This is a genomic window from Pseudomonas kilonensis, from assembly GCF_001269885.1.
GTDB classification, from domain to species: domain Bacteria; phylum Pseudomonadota; class Gammaproteobacteria; order Pseudomonadales; family Pseudomonadaceae; genus Aquipseudomonas; species Aquipseudomonas kilonensis.
Genome location: NZ_LHVH01000007.1, coordinates 34,710 through 51,870 on the forward strand (window position 1 = coordinate 34,710; position 17,161 = coordinate 51,870).

Below are 17,161 nucleotides of genomic sequence, written 5' to 3' on the forward strand. Positions count from 1 at the left end.
CCGGAAAAGCCCTGCCACCCCGTAAAGCGTGGCATTGGCGGGGACTTTTCTTTATCGTACGCGCCCCTTGAAATGCCTGGAAATCAATATGTTGGAAACATCCCTCAGCCAACTGGAGCAACTGGTCAACGACCTGGTGCAACAGAACCGTCACCTCACCGGCCTGAACGAAACCCTGGGCGCGGAACTTGCCAAGGCCAAGGATGAAAACGAAAGCCTGCAACTGAGCCTGATGGAACAGGAAGAATTGCATGGCACCACCGCCGCCCGCATCCAGGCCTTGATCGAGCGCGCCAGCGCCGGGCCTGTCAGCGCATGAAGCACGGCGCCGATGGGGTGACAGTCATCTCGATCCTGGGAGAAGACTATTCAATCAAAGCGCCGACCGGGCAGGAACAGGCCCTGTTGGACGCCGCTGCCATGCTCAAGGCCGCACTGGCCGACACGAAAAGGAAATACCCGACGCTGATCGGTGATCGCCTGTTGGTATTGGCGGCCATGAACCTGTGTTCGCAGCAGATGGAAATGCAGAAGCAACATCAAGCGGAACTCGACCGTTACCAAGAGCAAGTCAGCGCCACGGTCGATGTGATTGCCAAGACCATTCAGCAGGCCTGAAACCTATGAAGGCCAAAGGTTGACGGTGATTAAATTGTGGGAGCGGGCTTGCTCGCGAAAGCGGTATTTCAGTCGCAAATGATCTGTCTGATCCACCGCCTTCGCGAGCAAGCCCGCTCCCACAGTTAGATATTGGTGAACACAAAATCTGCGTTCACCCCTTGCCCCCTGTGGGAGCGAGCCTGCTCGCGATTGGATTTCAGCCCCGCTGCATGACCCGGCTCAGAACCACTCATCCCGCATCCCCAGGCACGTATCATCCCGCGCCTCAAGAATCGCCAGTTCATGATGACAACCCGGCACTTCCCAGGTCAGGAAGTAGCGTGCCGCTTGCAGCTTGCCTTTATAGAAATCGCTGTCTGCGGCATTCCCCTTGGCCAAGCCTTCCTCGGCACGAATCGCCTGCTCCAGCCAGCGCCAGCCGATCACCATGTGCCCAAACACCTTCAGGTACAGCGCCGAGTTGGCGAGGCTGCTGTTGACCTTGCCCTGGGCCAGGTCCGTCAGCAGGCCGAGGGTGACGGTTTGCAGGCGCGCCACCAGCGCTTCCAGCGGCTGGCGTAACGGCGTCAGTGACGCGTGCGCCTGGGCGCGTTCGGTGGTGTCGGCCACCAGCCGGATCAATTGCTTGAGCCCGGCACCGCCGTTCTGCGCCAGTTTGCGCCCCAGTAGGTCCAGGGACTGGATGCCGTGGGTGCCTTCATGGATCGGGTTCAAGCGGTTGTCGCGGTAATACTGCTCCACCGGGTATTCGCGGGTGTAGCCGTGGCCCCCCAGAATCTGGATCGCTAGTTCGTTGGCTTTCAGGCAGAACTCTGAGGGCCAGGATTTGACGATGGGGGTCAGCAGGTCCAGCAACTCATGGGCGCGCCGACGCTCGGCTTCGCTGTCCAGGGTGGTGGTGTCGTCGAACAGCCGTGCTGCGTAGAGGCCCAGGTCAAACGAACCTTCGACGTAGGCCTTCTGGGTCAGCAGCATGCGGCGCACATCGGCGTGCTGGATGATCGCCACGGGGGCGGTGGTCGGGTCCTTGCTGTCGGGCACCCGACCCTGCGGGCGTTCGCGGGCGTATTCCAGGGAATACAGGTAGCCGGCGTAACCGAGCATCACCGCGCCCATGCCGACGCCGATTCGCGCCTCGTTCATCATCTGGAACATGTAGCTCAGGCCGTGGTGCGGTTTGCCTACGAGGTAACCGACACATTCGCCGTTGTCGCCGAAGTTCAGCGCGGTGGAGGTGGTGCCACGCCAGCCCATCTTGTGGAATAGCCCGGCCAGCAGCACGTCGTTGCGCTGGCCGAGGCTGCCGTCGTCGTTGACCAGGAACTTGGGCACGATAAACAGCGAAATGCCTTTCACGCCCGGCGGCGCGTCCGGCAATTTCGCCAGGACCATGTGCACGATGTTTTCCGACAACGGATGATCGCCGCCAGAAATGAAGATCTTGTTGCCTTTGAGTCGATAGGTGCCGTCAGATGCAGGCTCCGCGCGCGTACGAATATCCGACAGCGAAGAGCCTGCATGGGGCTCGGTCAGGGCCATGGTGCCGAAGAAACGACCGTCGATCATCGGTTGCAGGAAGCGTTGCTTCTGCTCCTCGCTGCCGAAGCTCTCGATCAGGTTCGCCGCGCCCATGGTCAGGAACGGATAAGAGGTCGAAGCGGCGTTGGCCGACTGGAAGTGCGCGAAGCAGGCCTGGGACAGCAACGTCGGCAGTTGCATGCCGCCCGCCTCGAAGCTGCGTGCGGCGTTGAGAAAGCCCGCCTCGAGGAAGGCGTCCACCGCCGGTTTCACCTCGGGAATCAGAATCGCCTCGCCGTTCTCGTAGCGCGGTTCGTTTTCATCGTTCTTGCGGTTGTGGGGTGCGAAAAATTTCTCGGCGATGCTGCGGGCCGTACCGATGGCGGCGTCGAAGGTTTCGCGATTGTGCTCGGCAAACCGCTCGCGCAGGGTCAGGCCCTCGGCATCGAGGACTTCATACAGCTCGAAAGCCAGATTGCGGGAACTGAGCAGCGTCTCGGACATGGCGGCTTACCTTTTTTGGGGATGGGCCGAGTCTAGGCGTGGGAATGGAGGCTGAACAGGATGATTGATGGTAGTGATGCAGAGGTGCGGGCGACACTAATCCCAATGTGGGAGCGAGCTCTGTGGGATCAGGTTTTGTGGGAGCAAGGCTTGCCCGCGATGAAAACGCCGCGGTCTCTCGAGGACCGCAGCGCCTGGATCGCGAGCAAGCTTTGCTCCCACAAAGCCGGCTCCCACAGGGATTGGATTGCCAGGCACCCCTTGCAGGTGCCTGGTCTACAGCGGGTTAGCCGATAGTCATCAAGCTGGCGTTACCCCCCGCGGCCGCGGTGTTGACGCTCAAGGCTCGCTCGATCACCAGGCGCTCCAGCGCCACGCTGGTTTCGCCCTGGGACAGGCCATGGACCCCGACGATGGCGCCGGCGCGCTTGGCTACCTGCTGGCAAACGCCGCGCAGCTGGTCTGAATCGCCGTGGTGCAGGACCGCGTCGAACAGCACCTCGTCCTTGTTCCAGTCGGCAACCCGTTGGATGCGTGCCTGAATCTCCTTCGGCAAGCGTGCGAACAACGCCTTGCTGGTGTCGGTTTCCGGCCACACGGCCGAGCCGCCCACAGCCAGTACGGCCGCCAGTTGCGTCAGCAGGTCGCCTTCCACGTCGGCCAGGCATAACACGTGCTCGCGCGGCAGGATGGCGTAGCTGTTGCGCTCGCCGGTCGGGCCGGTCAGGGTCCGGGTAATACCGCTTTGCGACTGGGCTGCGAACTGCACGCACAGGGCGCTCAGCTCGGCGAGCTTCTGGCTGTCGGCCCAGGCTTGCAGCGCGGTCAGCGGTTTGCTCATGGCGTCGCGCAAACGCAGGTCCGGCGCGGTGAGGGCATCACCACGGGCGAAGGATTGCTGGATCGCATCGGTAGGACGTGTCGACAGCAGGCGGTACAGGTACAGCGGACCGCCGGCCTTGGGACCGGTGCCCGACAGGCCTTCGCCACCAAACGGTTGTACACCGACCACGGCACCGACAATGTTGCGGTTCACGTAGACGTTGCCCGCATGCACATTGTCGATGACCTTGGCGATGGTCTCGTCGATGCGCGTGTGCACACCCAGGGTCAGGCCGTAGCCGGAAGCGTTGATCTGGTTGATCAACTGATCCAGTTCCTTGCGCTTGTAGCGCACCACGTGCAACACCGGACCGAAGATCTCGCGTTGCAGTTCATCGAAGCTTTCCAGCTCGATCAGGGTCGGCATCACAAAGGTGCCGCGCTTGCACTCGTCGCTGTCGGCGATTGCCATCTGGTACACGGTGCGACCTTTGTCGCGCATGGCCTGGATGTGCTTCTCGATGCCGGCCTTGGCTTCGGCGTCGATCACCGGGCCGATGTCCACGGACAGGCGCTCGGGGTTGCCGAGGCGCGATTCGGCCATGGCACCCTTGAGCATTTCGATGACGCGGTCGGCGGAATCTTCCTGCAGGCACAGGACCCGCAGGGCCGAGCAACGCTGGCCGGCACTGTCGAAGGCCGACGACACCACGTCGATGACCACTTGTTCGGTCAGCGCCGAGGAGTCGACGATCATGGCGTTCTGGCCGCCGGTTTCGGCGATCAGCGGGATCGGCCGGCCCTGGTTGTCCAGGCGACCGGCGATGTTGCGTTGCAGCAGGCGAGCGACTTCGGTGGAGCCGGTGAACATCACGCCTTTGACCCGCTCGTCACCCACCAGGCGGGCACCGACGGTTTCGCCGCGCCCCGGCAGCAGTTGCAGCACGCCTTCCGGAATGCCGGCTTCGAGCATCAGGCGCACCGCCTGGGCAGCCACCAATGGCGTCTGCTCGGCGGGTTTGGCCAATACCGGGTTGCCGGCGGCCAGGGCAGCGGCGACCTGGCCGCTGAAAATCGCCAGCGGGAAGTTCCACGGGCTGATGCAGACCACCGGACCCAGTGGGCGGTGGGCATCGTTGGTGAAATCGTTGCGCGCCTGCACCGCGTAGTAGCGCAGGAAATCCACGGCTTCACGCACTTCGGCGATGGCGTTGGCGAAGGTCTTGCCGGCTTCGCGGGCCAGCAGGCCCATCAGCGGCTGGATCTCGCCTTCCATCAGGTCGGCGGCACGCTCGAGGATCGCGGCGCGCTCGGCTGGCGGCGTTGCCTGCCAGATCGGTGCGGCGTTGAGGGCGCATTGAATGGCGTTGTCGACGTCGGCAACCGTGGCTTCCTGCACATGGCCGACCACGTCGCGGTGATCGGAGGGGTTCAGTACCGCTGCCGGGGTTTCTTCGCTGGCAGCACAGCCGAGCATCGGCACGGCTTTCCAATCGTTATGGGCAGTGGCAAGCAGGGCGCAGGACAGCGACGCCAAACGATGCTCGTTGGCCAGGTCGATGCCGCTGGAGTTGGCGCGGTCGCTGCCATACAGGTCGCGCGGCAGTGGGATGCGCGGGTGCGGCAGGCCGAAACCGCCTTCCAGCGTCGCCATCTGCTCGATGCTGGCCACTGGATCGGCCACCAGCTCCTGAATCGAAATGGACTGGTCAGCGATACGGTTGACGAACGACGTGTTCGCGCCGTTTTCCAGCAGGCGACGTACCAGGTAGGCCAGCAGTGTTTCGTGGGTGCCGACCGGTGCGTACACACGGCACGGACGGTTCAGCTTGCCTTCGGAAACCTTGCCTACAACCTGTTCGTACAGCGGTTCACCCATGCCGTGCAGGCACTGGAATTCGTACTGGCCCGGGTAATAGTTCTGGCCGGCGATGTGGTAGATGGCTGCCAGGGTATGGGCGTTGTGCGTGGCGAACTGCGGGTAGATGACTTCCGGCACCGACAGCAGCTTGCGCGCGCAAGCGATGTAGGACACGTCGGTGTACACCTTGCGGGTATAGACCGGATAGCCTTCCAGGCCTTCGACCTGGGCGCGCTTGATCTCGCTGTCCCAGTACGCGCCTTTGACCAGGCGAATCATCAGGCGGTGGCGGCTGCGGCGGGCCAGGTCGATGACGTAGTCGATCACATACGGGCAGCGCTTCTGGTAGGCCTGGATCACGAAGCCGATGCCGTTCCAGCCGGTCAGTTGCGGCTCGAAGCACAGGCGCTCCAGCAGATCCAGCGACAGTTCGAGGCGGTCGGCTTCCTCGGCGTCGATATTCAGGCCGATGTCGTATTGCTTGGCCAGCAGGGTCAGCGACAGCAGGCGCGGGTACAGCTCTTCCATGACGCGCTCGTACTGGGCGCGGCTGTAACGCGGGTGCAGGGCGGAGAGCTTGATGGAAATGCCCGGGCCTTCATAAATCCCACGGCCATGGGACGCTTTGCCGATCGAATGGATGGCTTGTTCGTACGAGGCCAGGTACTTCTGCGCATCGTGTTCGGTGAGTGCGGCTTCACCCAGCATGTCGTAGGAATAACGGAAGCCCTTGGCTTCGAACTTGCTGGCGTTGGCCAGGGCTTCGGCGATGGTTTCGCCGGTGACGAACTGTTCGCCCATCAGGCGCATGGCCATGTCGACGCCCTTGCGGATCATCGGCTCGCCGCTCTTGCCGATGATGCGGCTCAGGGAGGAGGTCAGGCCCGCTTCGTTATGGGTGGCGACCAGCTTGCCGGTCAGCAGCAGGCCCCAGGTGGCGGCGTTGACGAACAGCGACGGGCTGTTGCCCAAGTGTGGCTGCCAGTTGCCGGTGCTGATCTTGTCGCGGATCAGCGCATCACGGGTGCCTTTGTCCGGAATGCGCAGCAGCGCCTCGGCCAGGCACATCAGCGCCACGCCTTCCTGGGACGACAGGGAAAATTCCTGCAGCAAGCCCTGAACGATACCGGCACGGCCGCCGGCACTTTTCTGGTTGCGCAGTTTTTCCGCAATGGAGGCGGCCAACTTGTTGGTGGCTTCGGCCATTTGCGCCGGCAGGCGGGCCTGCTCGATCAGCATCGGCACCACTTCCGGCTCAGGGCGACGGTAAGCGGCGGTGATGGAGGCGCGCAGGACCGATTGCGGCAGGATGCTCTCGGCAAATTCGAGGAAGCATTGGTGAGCATGGTCGACCTGCACATCGCCAGCATCGTCGCTGTCGGTGCGAGGTGAACCGTTCAGCTCGGTCAGGGTTGCACCACCCTCGAGTTTTTCCAGGTAATTGAAAATTGCCTGCTTGATCAGCCAGTGCGGCGTGCGATCAATCGAGGTTGCGGCCGCCTTGAGGCGTTCGCGGGTCGGGTCATCAAGTTTGACCCCAAGGGTGGTGGTAGCCATATTTTTATCCTCATGTTTACCACGTATGGCGTGGCATCAGCTGGCGGCAAGATTAGCTGCGGGATGATTGAGGTGCAACCGGGTGCAACCCTTTTTTTCTCGAAATGACAGGCAGCTCATCCGGAAGCAAATGTTGCCCGGCTGATCCTGCACCGGCTTAGTGCTTTGGCTTCTAGCTGAGTGCTAGGAACTGCACTAAAAGGGAGCAAAAAACACAGAATTTGCGATAAAACCGATCAGGTGCAACTTATTCGAGCGAAACTGGTTGCACCTTATTTGATTTGTTGAATAGCATTCGCGGCCAAGGTGCAACCGGCTTCAACGTCGAGGGGCATCGGCTGATGGCTTTCCTGGGGAAACATCAGTCATAAATTCGCGGGACTGCAAATCGTCGCTATAACGTCCGTGTTGTCGACGCTTTCAACTGCCACCGCACCATAAAAACAAAGCCAGGGCGTAACTCATGAGTGTTAGTAATCCCACCTTGATCACTTTCGTGATCTATATCGCAGCCATGGTCCTGATCGGTCTGATGGCTTACCGCTCCACCAACAACCTTTCCGATTACATCCTGGGCGGTCGCAGCCTGGGCAGCGTGGTAACGGCATTGTCCGCCGGTGCTTCGGACATGAGCGGCTGGTTGTTGATGGGCTTGCCGGGTGCCATCTACATGTCCGGCCTGTCGGAAAGCTGGATCGCCATCGGCCTGATCGTCGGTGCCTACCTCAACTGGCTGTTCGTGGCCGGTCGCCTGCGGGTGCAGACCGAGCACAACGGTGACGCACTGACGCTGCCGGACTACTTCTCCAGCCGTTTCGAAGACAAGAGCGGCCTGCTGCGGATTATCTCGGCGGTGGTCATCCTGGTGTTCTTCACCATTTATTGCGCTTCCGGCATCGTGGCCGGTGCCCGTCTGTTCGAAAGCACCTTCGGCATGTCCTACGAGACCGCGCTGTGGGCCGGTGCTGCAGCGACCATCGCCTACACCTTTGTCGGTGGTTTCCTGGCCGTGAGCTGGACCGACACCGTGCAAGCCACCCTGATGATCTTCGCGCTGATCCTCACGCCGATCATCGTGCTGCTGGCTACCGGTGGTGTGGACACCACGTTCCTGGCTATTGAAGCGAAAGATCCTTCGTCCTTCGACATGCTGAAAAACACCACCTTCATCGGCATCATCTCGCTGATGGGCTGGGGCCTGGGCTACTTCGGCCAACCGCACATCCTGGCGCGCTTCATGGCGGCGGATTCGGTCAAGTCGATCGCCAATGCCCGTCGCATTTCCATGACCTGGATGATCCTGTGCCTGGGCGGCACCGTGGCCGTGGGCTTCTTCGGTATCGCTTACTTCTCGGCGCACCCTGACGTGGCCGGGCCAGTGACCGAGAACCCTGAGCGCGTGTTCATCGAGTTGGCGAAGATCCTGTTCAACCCGTGGGTGGCGGGTGTGTTGCTGTCGGCCATCCTGGCGGCGGTGATGAGTACCCTGAGCTGCCAGTTGCTGGTGTGCTCCAGTGCCCTGACCGAAGACTTCTACAAGACCTTCCTGCGCAAGAGCGCTTCCCAGCTGGAACTGGTCTGGGTCGGCCGTGCCATGGTGCTGCTGGTGGCCTTGGTCGCCATCGCCCTGGCCGCCAATCCGGAAAACCGCGTACTGGGCCTGGTGAGCTACGCCTGGGCCGGTTTTGGTGCCGCCTTCGGCCCGGTTGTGTTGATCTCGGTGATCTGGAAAGGCATGACCCGCAACGGCGCGCTGGCCGGCATCCTGGTGGGGGCGATTACCGTCATCGTCTGGAAGCACTTCGAGCTGCTGGGCCTGTACGAAATCATCCCTGGCTTCATTTTTGCCAGCCTGGCTATCTACCTGGTCAGCAAGACGGGCTCGCCTACCGCCGGTATGGTGCAGCGCTTCGAAGCAGCCGAGAAAGATTTCCGTCTGAATCAGTAAGACCTTCAGCGCGGCCTCGATGGCTCGCAGGAGGGTTTGCATGAAAAACGGCCCGTCTCCAATGGAGGCGGGCCGTTTTTTCATGGCGCTCAGTCCGGATTGGCGTCAGGCTGGTTGAGAAAGATCAACACCCCCAAAATCGCCATATAGAACCTGAACGCAGCGTCCTGGCCATTCCAGATTTCTGATTGCCACATCAGGAACCACTCGCCACCGACCACCATGAAGCCAAAGAACCAGACGAAGAAACCCATCGTCAGGCCGGCAACGGCCCAGCGCTTGGCGCGGGCGAAAACAGCGGCCTCGGCTTGGCGTGCCAGCCACAGTTCCAGTGCGCCGTAGCCCAGCAACCCTGCCGTCATCGCTTCGCCGAGAATAATCAGCCAATAGGCCCCGTGCCACATCCACGGTTGATCGATGGCCCGATACCGGGCGGCGTTGTCGGGAAAGGTGGTATCCATACTCAGTACGTGATGGACGAAATTGAAGTTGGAGCTGTAGTCCGTGACGTTATTGAACACGGTCAGGAAGGCGAATGCGGCAAGCGCCAGGGTCATTGCGATTTTTGCGTAACGTGTCGTCATGCCGTGCATCCTTTGCTTTTTTTGCGACCAGCACACGTTATCACGGCTGTTACGGCGCCGAGATCCGTCGTGTTGCAGGAAACGGCTGATTCATTTGTGGGATGGTTGCGGTTGGCCGCGATGCCACGAATGTCTATCGGAAAATGCATCACGTCTTGCCGCTTTTAGCTCATTGGTTGTAAGGCAAATCTGTTTTTCCTGACCTCCAATCCACTCCCCCTATCGCTCGTGCAGAATCGCCCGCCTCCACTCAGCAGAGGCACATTGGATGTTCCCGCCTGCCAACCAACCGCGTTTCACGCTGACGCTCGACAGCGAGCCGAATGAACTCAAGGTGCTCGAGTTCAAGGGCAAGGAAGCCATCAGCCAGCCCTATCGCTTTGATCTGGAACTGGTCAGCGAGCGGTCTGACCTGGCGCTGGAAGAGCTCCTGCATCGCCAGGCATTTCTGGGGTTCGAAGATTGGGGCCGTGGCGTACACGGCCAGGTCTATAGCGTGGCCCAGGGGGATTCGGGCAAGCGCCTGACCCGTTACCAGGTCAGCCTGGTGCCCCGCCTGGCCTACCTGCGTCATCGCATCAACCAGCGGATTTTCCAGCACCTGAGCGTGCCCGATATCGTCGCCCGGGTGTTGAAGGAACACGGGATCCTGGCGGATGCCTGCCAGTTCACGCTGGGCGGGCAATACCCCGAGCGTGAATATTGTGTGCAGTATGGCGAAAGCGACCTGGCCTTCATCGAGCGGATTTGCGCCGAAGTCGGTATCCATTATCACTTCAGGCATCGCCCTGACGGCCATCTGCTGGTGTTCGGTGACGACCAGACGGTGTTTCACCGCCTGCCTGAGTCGACGCTATACCTGCCGGACAGCGGCATGGCCGCCGACGAGCCGGCCATCAAGCGCCTGGCGGTGCGGCTGCAGACCCGTACCACTGCCGTGACGTTGCGCGATTACGACTTCCGCAGGCCCGGTTTGTTACTGCAAACCCAACTCGACAATCGACAGCGCCCGGTGCTCGAGGACTATCACTATCCCGGTGGTTTCTGCGCCCGTGACGACGGCAAGTATCTGACCCGACGCGCCCTTGAGCGCCACGGCGCCGACCACTGCGTGGCAGAGGGCGGCAGCAATGAAAGCGCCCTGGTCAGCGGACATTTCATGCGTATCAAGGAACATCCCCGAGAGCCGTGGAATGATCTCTGGCTCCTGACGCAGGTCGACCATCATGGCCGTCAACCGCAGGTGCTGGAAGAAACAGCCGCCGGCCCGGATGAGTTCCAGGGCTACAAAAATACCTTTCTTGCCACGCCATGGGACGTGTTCTTTCGGCCACCTTTGCATCACGAAAAGCCCCGCGCCCATGGTTATCAGTCGGCGGTGGTGACTGGGCCGGTGGACAGCGAGATCCATTGCGATGAATTCGGGCGGGTCAAGGTGCAACTGGTCTGGGATCGCGACGGTCAATGCGACGAGCATTCCAGCTGCTGGCTGCGCGTGGCCTCCGGTTGGGCCCATGATCGCTATGGCGCAGTGATGATTCCCCGGGTCGGCATGGAAGTCCTGGTGGGGTTCATCGATGGTGATGTGGACAAGCCGTTGGTGGTGGGGTGCCTGCCCAATGGCGCCAACCCGGTGCCGCTGGACCTGCCTGCGGACAAGACCCGCAGCGTGTTGCGCAGCCAGAGCAGCCCCGGCGGGGCGGGCTACAACGAATTGCGCATCGAGGATCGCAAGGGCGCCGAGGAGATCTACCTGCGGGCCCAGCGCAACTGGACCCAGCATGTGCTGCATGACCAGCGGGTGCAGGTCGATAACGAGCGCAGCATCGTTGTCGCCGGTACGGCACGGCACGAGCTCAAGGCCGATGAGCAGCGCCTGACCCACGGTCAACGCCGGGCAGAAGTGCGGCAGGACGATCATCTGCTGGTGAGCGGCGAGCGGCATATTCGTGTCACCAGCCAGGTCCTGAATGCCAGCCAGCAGTTTCATGTCAGCGCCGGCCAGCAGGTAGTCTTGGACGGGGGCACGAGCGTGACCCTTCAGGCCGGCGGCCATTGGATCAACATCGGCGCCGGGGGGATTTCCAGCAGCGTACCCATCGAGGTCGGTGGGGCGCCGATGGCGGTCATGAGCGCGGCATCCGGCTCTCCAGGCCGCGCCGAGAAGCTGGTCGCTGCGGCGGCGCCTGCGCTTTCCCTTGCGCAGATCCTCAGTTTCCAAGGTTCGGCGCCGTTCTGTGAGGAGTGTGAGCGTTGCAGGAATGGCGCCTGTGCAGCGCCGCCGGTCTTTCACAAACCTGTCGATGTCCGGGGGCGTCCATGAACAGCGATCAATCTCCTCGCGCCTGGCTTGAGGAGCACCCCTTGCAGGCCTCCGAGCAACTTTTCGCCATTTTCAGCAGTGCCAGTCACGCCGGGGCGTTGTCGGCCTGGAGGCGTTCGATGACCTCGGCAGCCAGCCCGATCTGGGCCGATACGCCGTACGCCGAGTGGGAAGCGGTCATGCCTTATGTAGGTCTGGTCAGCGCAGACAGTGGGTTTCTTGATTGGATCGCCGCCACCGATTCCGTCGATTGGGGTTGGCTGGCGGTTTCGTGCGTGAGCCAGGAAATCCTTGTCGAACACTTGCGCGGGCTCACGCAGGTGTTGTTGCCCGGTGGCAAGCCGGTCTTCCTGCGTTTTTGGGATGGGCGCTTTGTGCGGCCGATCCTGCAATCGACGGCGGTGGAGGCCGGGCAACTCTTGCCGGTCATCAAGCGCTGTCTGATCAATGGGCAATCCCTTGAGGTCGTGGGAAATGCCCAGCGGCCGGCCCAGGCTTTTCCCTGGTGGCAAGTACCCGTCGCACTGTTGGACGCAATGGCCGAGGTTCCGACGGACTGTCTGCTGGACAACGTGCTCACTTGGCTGGGTGAAGAGCATCCGCATGTGTTCGAGCGGGTCGACGGCAGCGTCTTGCGCTGCAAGATTGCCCGCTTTCTTGAGCGATCGGAGCCGGTTGAGGCGCAAAAGGCGCCATTGCAGGCGTATTTGCTGCGAGAGCTGGGCTGAGGCTGGCCTGTCCGCTGGGCTGCGAACCCCTGACGTCCGACGCGCTTCAAGGTAAACTCGTCGCCCTTCGCAGGAGCCGCCATGAATTATCGCCACGCCTTCCACGCCGGCAATCACGCCGACGTGTTCAAACACCTGACCTTGACCCGCCTCATCGCCTTGATGTCGCGCAAGGAGCAGCCCTTTGCCTACCTCGATACCCATGCGGGCATTGGGCTGTACGACCTGCAGGGTGACCAGGCCAACCGTACCGGCGAGTACCTGGAAGGCATTGCGCGGTTGTGGGGCGAGAGCGATCTGCCGCCGTTGACCGCCGATTACATGAAGGTGCTGCACGAAATGAACCCGGACGGCCAGTTGCGCTACTACCCGGGCTCGCCGGAGCTGGCGCGGCGCCTGACCCGTTCGCATGACCGTGTGCTGCTCAATGAGAAACACCCTGAAGACGGCGTGTTGCTCAAGGACAACATGAAAGGCGACCGTCGCGTGGCGGTGCACCTGGGTGAGGGCTGGCATGTGCCGCGGGCACTGCTGCCGGTGGCAGAGAAGCGTGCCCTGATGCTGATCGATCCGCCCTTCGAGCAGCTGGACGAGATGCAGCGCTGCGCCGCCTCCCTCAAGGAAGCCATTGGCCGGATGCGCCAGACGGTGGCGGCGATCTGGTACCCGGTAAAGGACCAGCGGATGTTGCGCCGCTTCTACCAGGACCTGGCCGGCACGGGCGCGCCGAAGCTGTTGCGGGTGGAACTGCTGGTGCATCCACTGGCGACGCCCAACAGCCTGAACGGCTCCGGCCTGGCGATTGCCAACCCGCCGTGGGGGCTGGAGGAAGAGTTGCGTGAACTGCTGCCGTGGCTGTCGAAAAAGCTGGGGCAGACCCAGGGCGGGTGGCAGATGGATTGGTTGATCGCTGAAAGCTGATGGCTTGATGGCGTCTGGAAGGGCGCCATCGCGAGCAGGCTCGCTCCCACATGAGTTGCGGGGATGTTCGCAGAACTGTAACCGCCACAAATTCTTGTGGGAGCCAAGCTTGCTCGCGATGACGGTGGTTCAGCCGCATTGATGTTGAATGTGCCGCCGCATCGCGGGCAAGCCTTGCTCCCACAAGCTCAGCTTCCACACTGGGTCTGGGGTTTAAAAGTCAGATCGGGCAGGTCACGCCCGTACCGCCAATCCCGCAATAGCCTTCAGGGTTCTTCGCCAGGTACTGCTGGTGGTAAGCCTCGGCGAAGTAGACCGTCGGTGCTTCTTCGATTTCGGTCGTGATGGTGCCTTTGCCGGCCTTGGTCAACTCGGCCTGGAACACTTGCTCGCTGTGTTTGGCCGCCGCCAGTTGAGCGGGGTTGGTGGCATAGATCACTGAACGGTACTGGGTGCCGATGTCATTCCCCTGGCGCATGCCCTGGGTCGGGTTGTGCAGTTCCCAGAACATTTTCAGAAGCTGCTCGTAGCTGACTTTTGCTGGCTCATAGACCACCAGTACCACTTCACTGTGGCCGGTCAGACCCGAACAGACTTCCTCATACGTCGGGTTCGGCGTGAAGCCGCCGGCGTAACCCACCGCTGTACTGACCACGCCTTCGCGCTGCCAGAACTTGCGCTCCGCGCCCCAGAAGCAGCCGAGGCCGAAGATTGCGAAATCCACGTCCATGGCAAACGGGCCCAGCAGGGGCGCGTCGTGGACGAAGTGTTTTTCCGGCACGCTCATCGGCGTTTCACGGCCAGGCAGGGCTTGTTCTTGAGTAGGGAGCACGTTTTTGTTCACCAGGATTTCCGAGCGCAAGACCATTGATCAGTCCTCTCAGTCAGATTGAGTTGAGCGAAATAGACCGTCAGTGTGCCTCAGAAAAGCCGCCGCAAGCTATACGCAGCTGTCAGACCAGAGGCCCGCGCGGGTAGCGCTTGAGCTTTTCGACCAGCTCGGCGCCGGGGATTGGCCGGTCGAACAGGTAGCCCTGGCCGACGTCGCAGCGGTGGCGCCGCAGAAACGCCAGTTGCTGGGCGGTTTCGATGCCTTCGGCCACGACCTTGAGTTTCAGGTTGTGGGCCATGGCGATCACCGCCGAGGTGATTTCCATGTCGTCCTGGTTGTCCGGGATTTCGTGGATGAAGCTGCGATCGATCTTGATGATGTCGATCGGGAATTTCTTCAGGTAGCTCAAGGACGAATAACCGGTGCCGAAGTCGTCCATGGCCAGGGTCAGCCCCAGGCGCTTCAGCTGGTCGAGCTGCAAGTGGGTGTCTTCGGTGGCTTCCAGCAACAGGCCTTCGGTCAGCTCCAGTTCCAGCAGCCGGGCCGGCAGTTGTTCCTCCTTGAGGATGCTGGCGATGGAGGCGACCAGGTCCGGGTCGGAAAACTGCTTGGGCGACAGGTTGATCGCCACTTGCAGGTTACCCAGGCCGGCCGCGGTCAGCTGTTTGCTCATGCGGCAAGCCTGGCGGGCGATCCATTTGCCGATGGGGATGATCAGGCCGGTTTCTTCGGCCACGCTGATGAACTGGTCCGGGCGGATCATGCCCTTTTCCGGATGGTTCCAGCGCAGCAGCGCTTCCATGCCCAGCAGGCGGCCGCTGCGCAGGCACAACTTGGGCTGGTAGAACACGTCCAGTTCGTTCTGGGTCAAGGCGCGGCGCAGGTTGTTTTCCACAAACAGCTTGTAGCTGGCCTCGGCATTCAGCGCCTCGGTGAACACCTGGACCTGGTGCTTGCCGTTGGCTTTGGCCTTGTGCAGGGCGAGGCCGGCGTTGCGCATCAGGGTCTGCGGATCGCGGCCGTGCAACGGCGCACAGGCCAGGCCCACGGAGCCGGTCACGCTGATCAACTGGTTATCGACGAACATCGGCTTGTCGAGGGTCATCAGCAACTGGCTGGCGATCTGTTGCCCGGCTTCCAGGCTCGTGTCGTCCAGCAGGACCGCGAATTCGTTACTGGCAAATCGCGCCAGGCTGCCGCTGGGGCTCAAGCTGTTGCGCAGGCGCCGGGCCAGGCTGATCAGCAGTTTGTCACCGGTCTGGTGGCCGAGGCTGTCGTTGATGCGCTTGAAGTTGTCGATGTCCACCAGCAGCAGGCTGATGGGCGAATCACTGTCCCGGGCGAAGCGTTCATCGAGGTTGCGAATGAACGCCGGACGGTTGCCCAGGTTGGTCAGATTGTCGGTGTACGCCAGGCGCTCGATGCGCTGCTGGGCCAGCTTGGTCTGGGTGATGTCTTCGTAGATGCCGATGTAGTGGGTCAGCTCGCGGTTGTCGCCGTAGACCTTGGAAATCGACAACTGGCCCCAGTAGGGCTCCAGGTTCTTGCGCCGACTCTTGAACTCACCCTGCCAACTGTTGCTCTGGGCCAGCGCCGAGGGTGCGTCGAACAGCAGTTCGCTGAGATTCTCCAGGGCCGGCAGTTCCGAGAGGCGTTGGCCGTGGACTTCCTCGGTGGTGTACTGGGTGATCGCGGTGAAGCTCGGGTTGACGTACTCCACCACGCCGTCGCAATTGACCAGCAGGAACGCGTTGGCGCTCTGCTCCACGGCGCGCTGGAACAAGTGCAGGGCACTGGTGGCGGTGCGTCGGTTATGGTTGTTGATGACCTGGGCGAACTGGTCCGCGAGCTCGCCGGCAAAGGCGATTTCATCCGATTGCCAGGCGCGGGTGACGCCTACTTGCTCCAGGCACAGCACGCCCACCACCTGGCCGTCGATACGCACGCTGGCGTCGAGAATGGCATTGACGTCACGGGCGCGCAGGCTCTCGGCCATTTCCCGGGTGCGCGGGTCGCGTATTGCATTGTGGGCGTCAATGGCGCGGCAGGTCTGCAGCGCTTCCATGTAGTCGGGAAAGTCGTTGGCGTCGATCACCGCCGGCAGGAAATACGCCTGGGACGCGCGGTTGTAGGCGGAAATCGGAACCAGTTTGCCATCGTCCAGATTCCAGAGGCTGGCGCAGTCGATCTGGTAGATGTCGCAGGCGCTGCGTGTGATGAGTTCGGCGGCTTCGAGCAGGGAGTTGTTGGCGCTGTAGCGTTGACGGGTCAGCAGCAGGATCAAGTCCTGTTGGGCGCGTACCCGGTCCAGGTGCTGGAGTTGCTCTTGCTGGGCGCGCTGGTTCAGTTCCAGGGCGATCTGCAGGCGTGAATTCTGGGTTTCCAGGTCCAGGGCCGGCACGGAGGGTTCGCCTTGCAGCAAATTGTCCACTTCCAGCAGGTAACCGCGCAGCAGATGACGATTGTGTTGCTTATAGGCCTCCCCCGTCTCCAGTACGTTCATCGGGCCCTTGGCGGTGTGGAGCGTGTAGCGAATCTGGTAATGCGCGGCCTGGGCCAATTGTTGCTGGATGGCGTCGTGCAACTGATAGCGTGCTTCGGGCTCCATCAAGCTGGCGTAAGGCGCACTGACCAGCGAGCACAGCTCTACCGCCGGTAGGCCGAAGTATCGCTCGCAGTTGGGATCGAGGAACAACAGCGCCCAGCTTGCTTCATTCAGCCGTTCGAAACGCAGCATACCGAGCCGCGAGGGCACCGGTAACTGCGTCACTACCTCGGCCGCCATACGGCTGGCGGCATCGGGTTGGCTTTTCATGGGGAAACTCGCTTCGAAAATGCTGATCGCGCCGGGCTGACGCCCTCGTTATTACGGATTGGCGCAAGGTTGCATCATTGCGGCACTGGCTGACAAGAGAGATGAAGGCCAAGTGCTATAAACCTTT

At 61.8% G+C, this 17,161-nt stretch carries 11 protein-coding genes; 6 read left to right on the forward strand and 5 right to left on the reverse strand.

From position 1 onward, the window contains the following. Nucleotides 1-88 precede the first annotated feature (88 nt). Nucleotides 89-319: a hypothetical protein gene (locus AD662_RS02485; RefSeq protein WP_018601297.1), complete on the forward strand. Its 231-nt coding sequence runs from the start codon at nt 89-91 to the stop codon at nt 317-319. Further along, nucleotides 316-618, forward strand: a complete 303-nt coding sequence (locus AD662_RS02490; RefSeq protein ID WP_018601295.1) for a cell division protein ZapA — start codon at nt 316-318, stop codon at nt 616-618. Before AD662_RS02485 ends, AD662_RS02490 begins: the two co-directional genes overlap by 4 nt. Before the next feature lie 222 nt (nt 619-840). Here AD662_RS02490 and AD662_RS02495 read toward each other — a convergent pair whose 3' ends face one another. Together AD662_RS02495 and putA are read right to left on the reverse strand one after the other, a co-directional pair. Next, nucleotides 841-2,643: an acyl-CoA dehydrogenase gene (locus tag AD662_RS02495; RefSeq protein WP_053185291.1), complete on the reverse strand. Its 1,803-nt coding sequence runs from the start codon at nt 2,641-2,643 to the stop codon at nt 841-843. Between the two features lie 286 nt (nt 2,644-2,929). Then, entirely contained in the window at nt 2,930-6,883 is a 3,954-nt protein-coding gene (putA, locus tag AD662_RS02505; RefSeq protein ID WP_053185296.1) for a trifunctional transcriptional regulator/proline dehydrogenase/L-glutamate gamma-semialdehyde dehydrogenase, read from the reverse strand. Nucleotides 6,884-7,346: 463 nt separating this feature from the next. Here putA and putP point away from each other — a divergent pair, with 463 nt between their 5' ends. Beyond that, complete coding sequence (putP, locus tag AD662_RS02510) at nt 7,347-8,831, forward strand: sodium/proline symporter PutP (protein ID WP_018601288.1); 1,485 nt, start codon at nt 7,347-7,349, stop codon at nt 8,829-8,831. A gap of 89 nt (nt 8,832-8,920) precedes the next feature. Here the strand turns inward: putP and AD662_RS02515 are convergent, their stop codons facing one another. Continuing rightward, entirely contained in the window at nt 8,921-9,415 is a 495-nt protein-coding gene (locus AD662_RS02515; RefSeq protein WP_018601286.1) for a DUF2165 family protein, read from the reverse strand. 268 nt (nt 9,416-9,683) lie between these two features. On the opposite strand from AD662_RS02515, the gene AD662_RS02520 reads away from it, so the two are divergent. From AD662_RS02520 to AD662_RS02530, 3 genes are all read left to right on the forward strand, one after another. Beyond that, nucleotides 9,684-11,738, forward strand: a complete 2,055-nt coding sequence (locus tag AD662_RS02520; protein ID WP_053185299.1) for a type VI secretion system Vgr family protein — start codon at nt 9,684-9,686, stop codon at nt 11,736-11,738. After that, nucleotides 11,735-12,466 carry a DUF4123 domain-containing protein gene (locus tag AD662_RS02525; protein WP_053185302.1) on the forward strand — a complete coding sequence of 244 codons (732 nt, stop codon included), beginning with the start codon at nt 11,735-11,737 and terminating at the stop codon, nt 12,464-12,466. Before AD662_RS02520 ends, AD662_RS02525 begins: the two co-directional genes overlap by 4 nt. A gap of 81 nt (nt 12,467-12,547) precedes the next feature. Further along, on the forward strand, nt 12,548-13,387 hold the full coding sequence (locus AD662_RS02530) for a 23S rRNA (adenine(2030)-N(6))-methyltransferase RlmJ (protein WP_018601281.1): 840 nt from the start codon (nt 12,548-12,550) through the stop codon (nt 13,385-13,387). A gap of 220 nt (nt 13,388-13,607) precedes the next feature. On the opposite strand, the gene msrA is transcribed toward AD662_RS02530, so the two are convergent. Continuing rightward, complete coding sequence (gene msrA, locus AD662_RS02535; RefSeq protein ID WP_018601280.1) at nt 13,608-14,255, reverse strand: peptide-methionine (S)-S-oxide reductase MsrA; 648 nt, start codon at nt 14,253-14,255, stop codon at nt 13,608-13,610. An 85-nt stretch (nt 14,256-14,340) separates the two neighbouring features. Continuing rightward, complete coding sequence (locus tag AD662_RS02540) at nt 14,341-17,034, reverse strand: putative bifunctional diguanylate cyclase/phosphodiesterase (protein ID WP_018601278.1); 2,694 nt, start codon at nt 17,032-17,034, stop codon at nt 14,341-14,343. Nucleotides 17,035-17,161 lie beyond the last annotated feature (127 nt).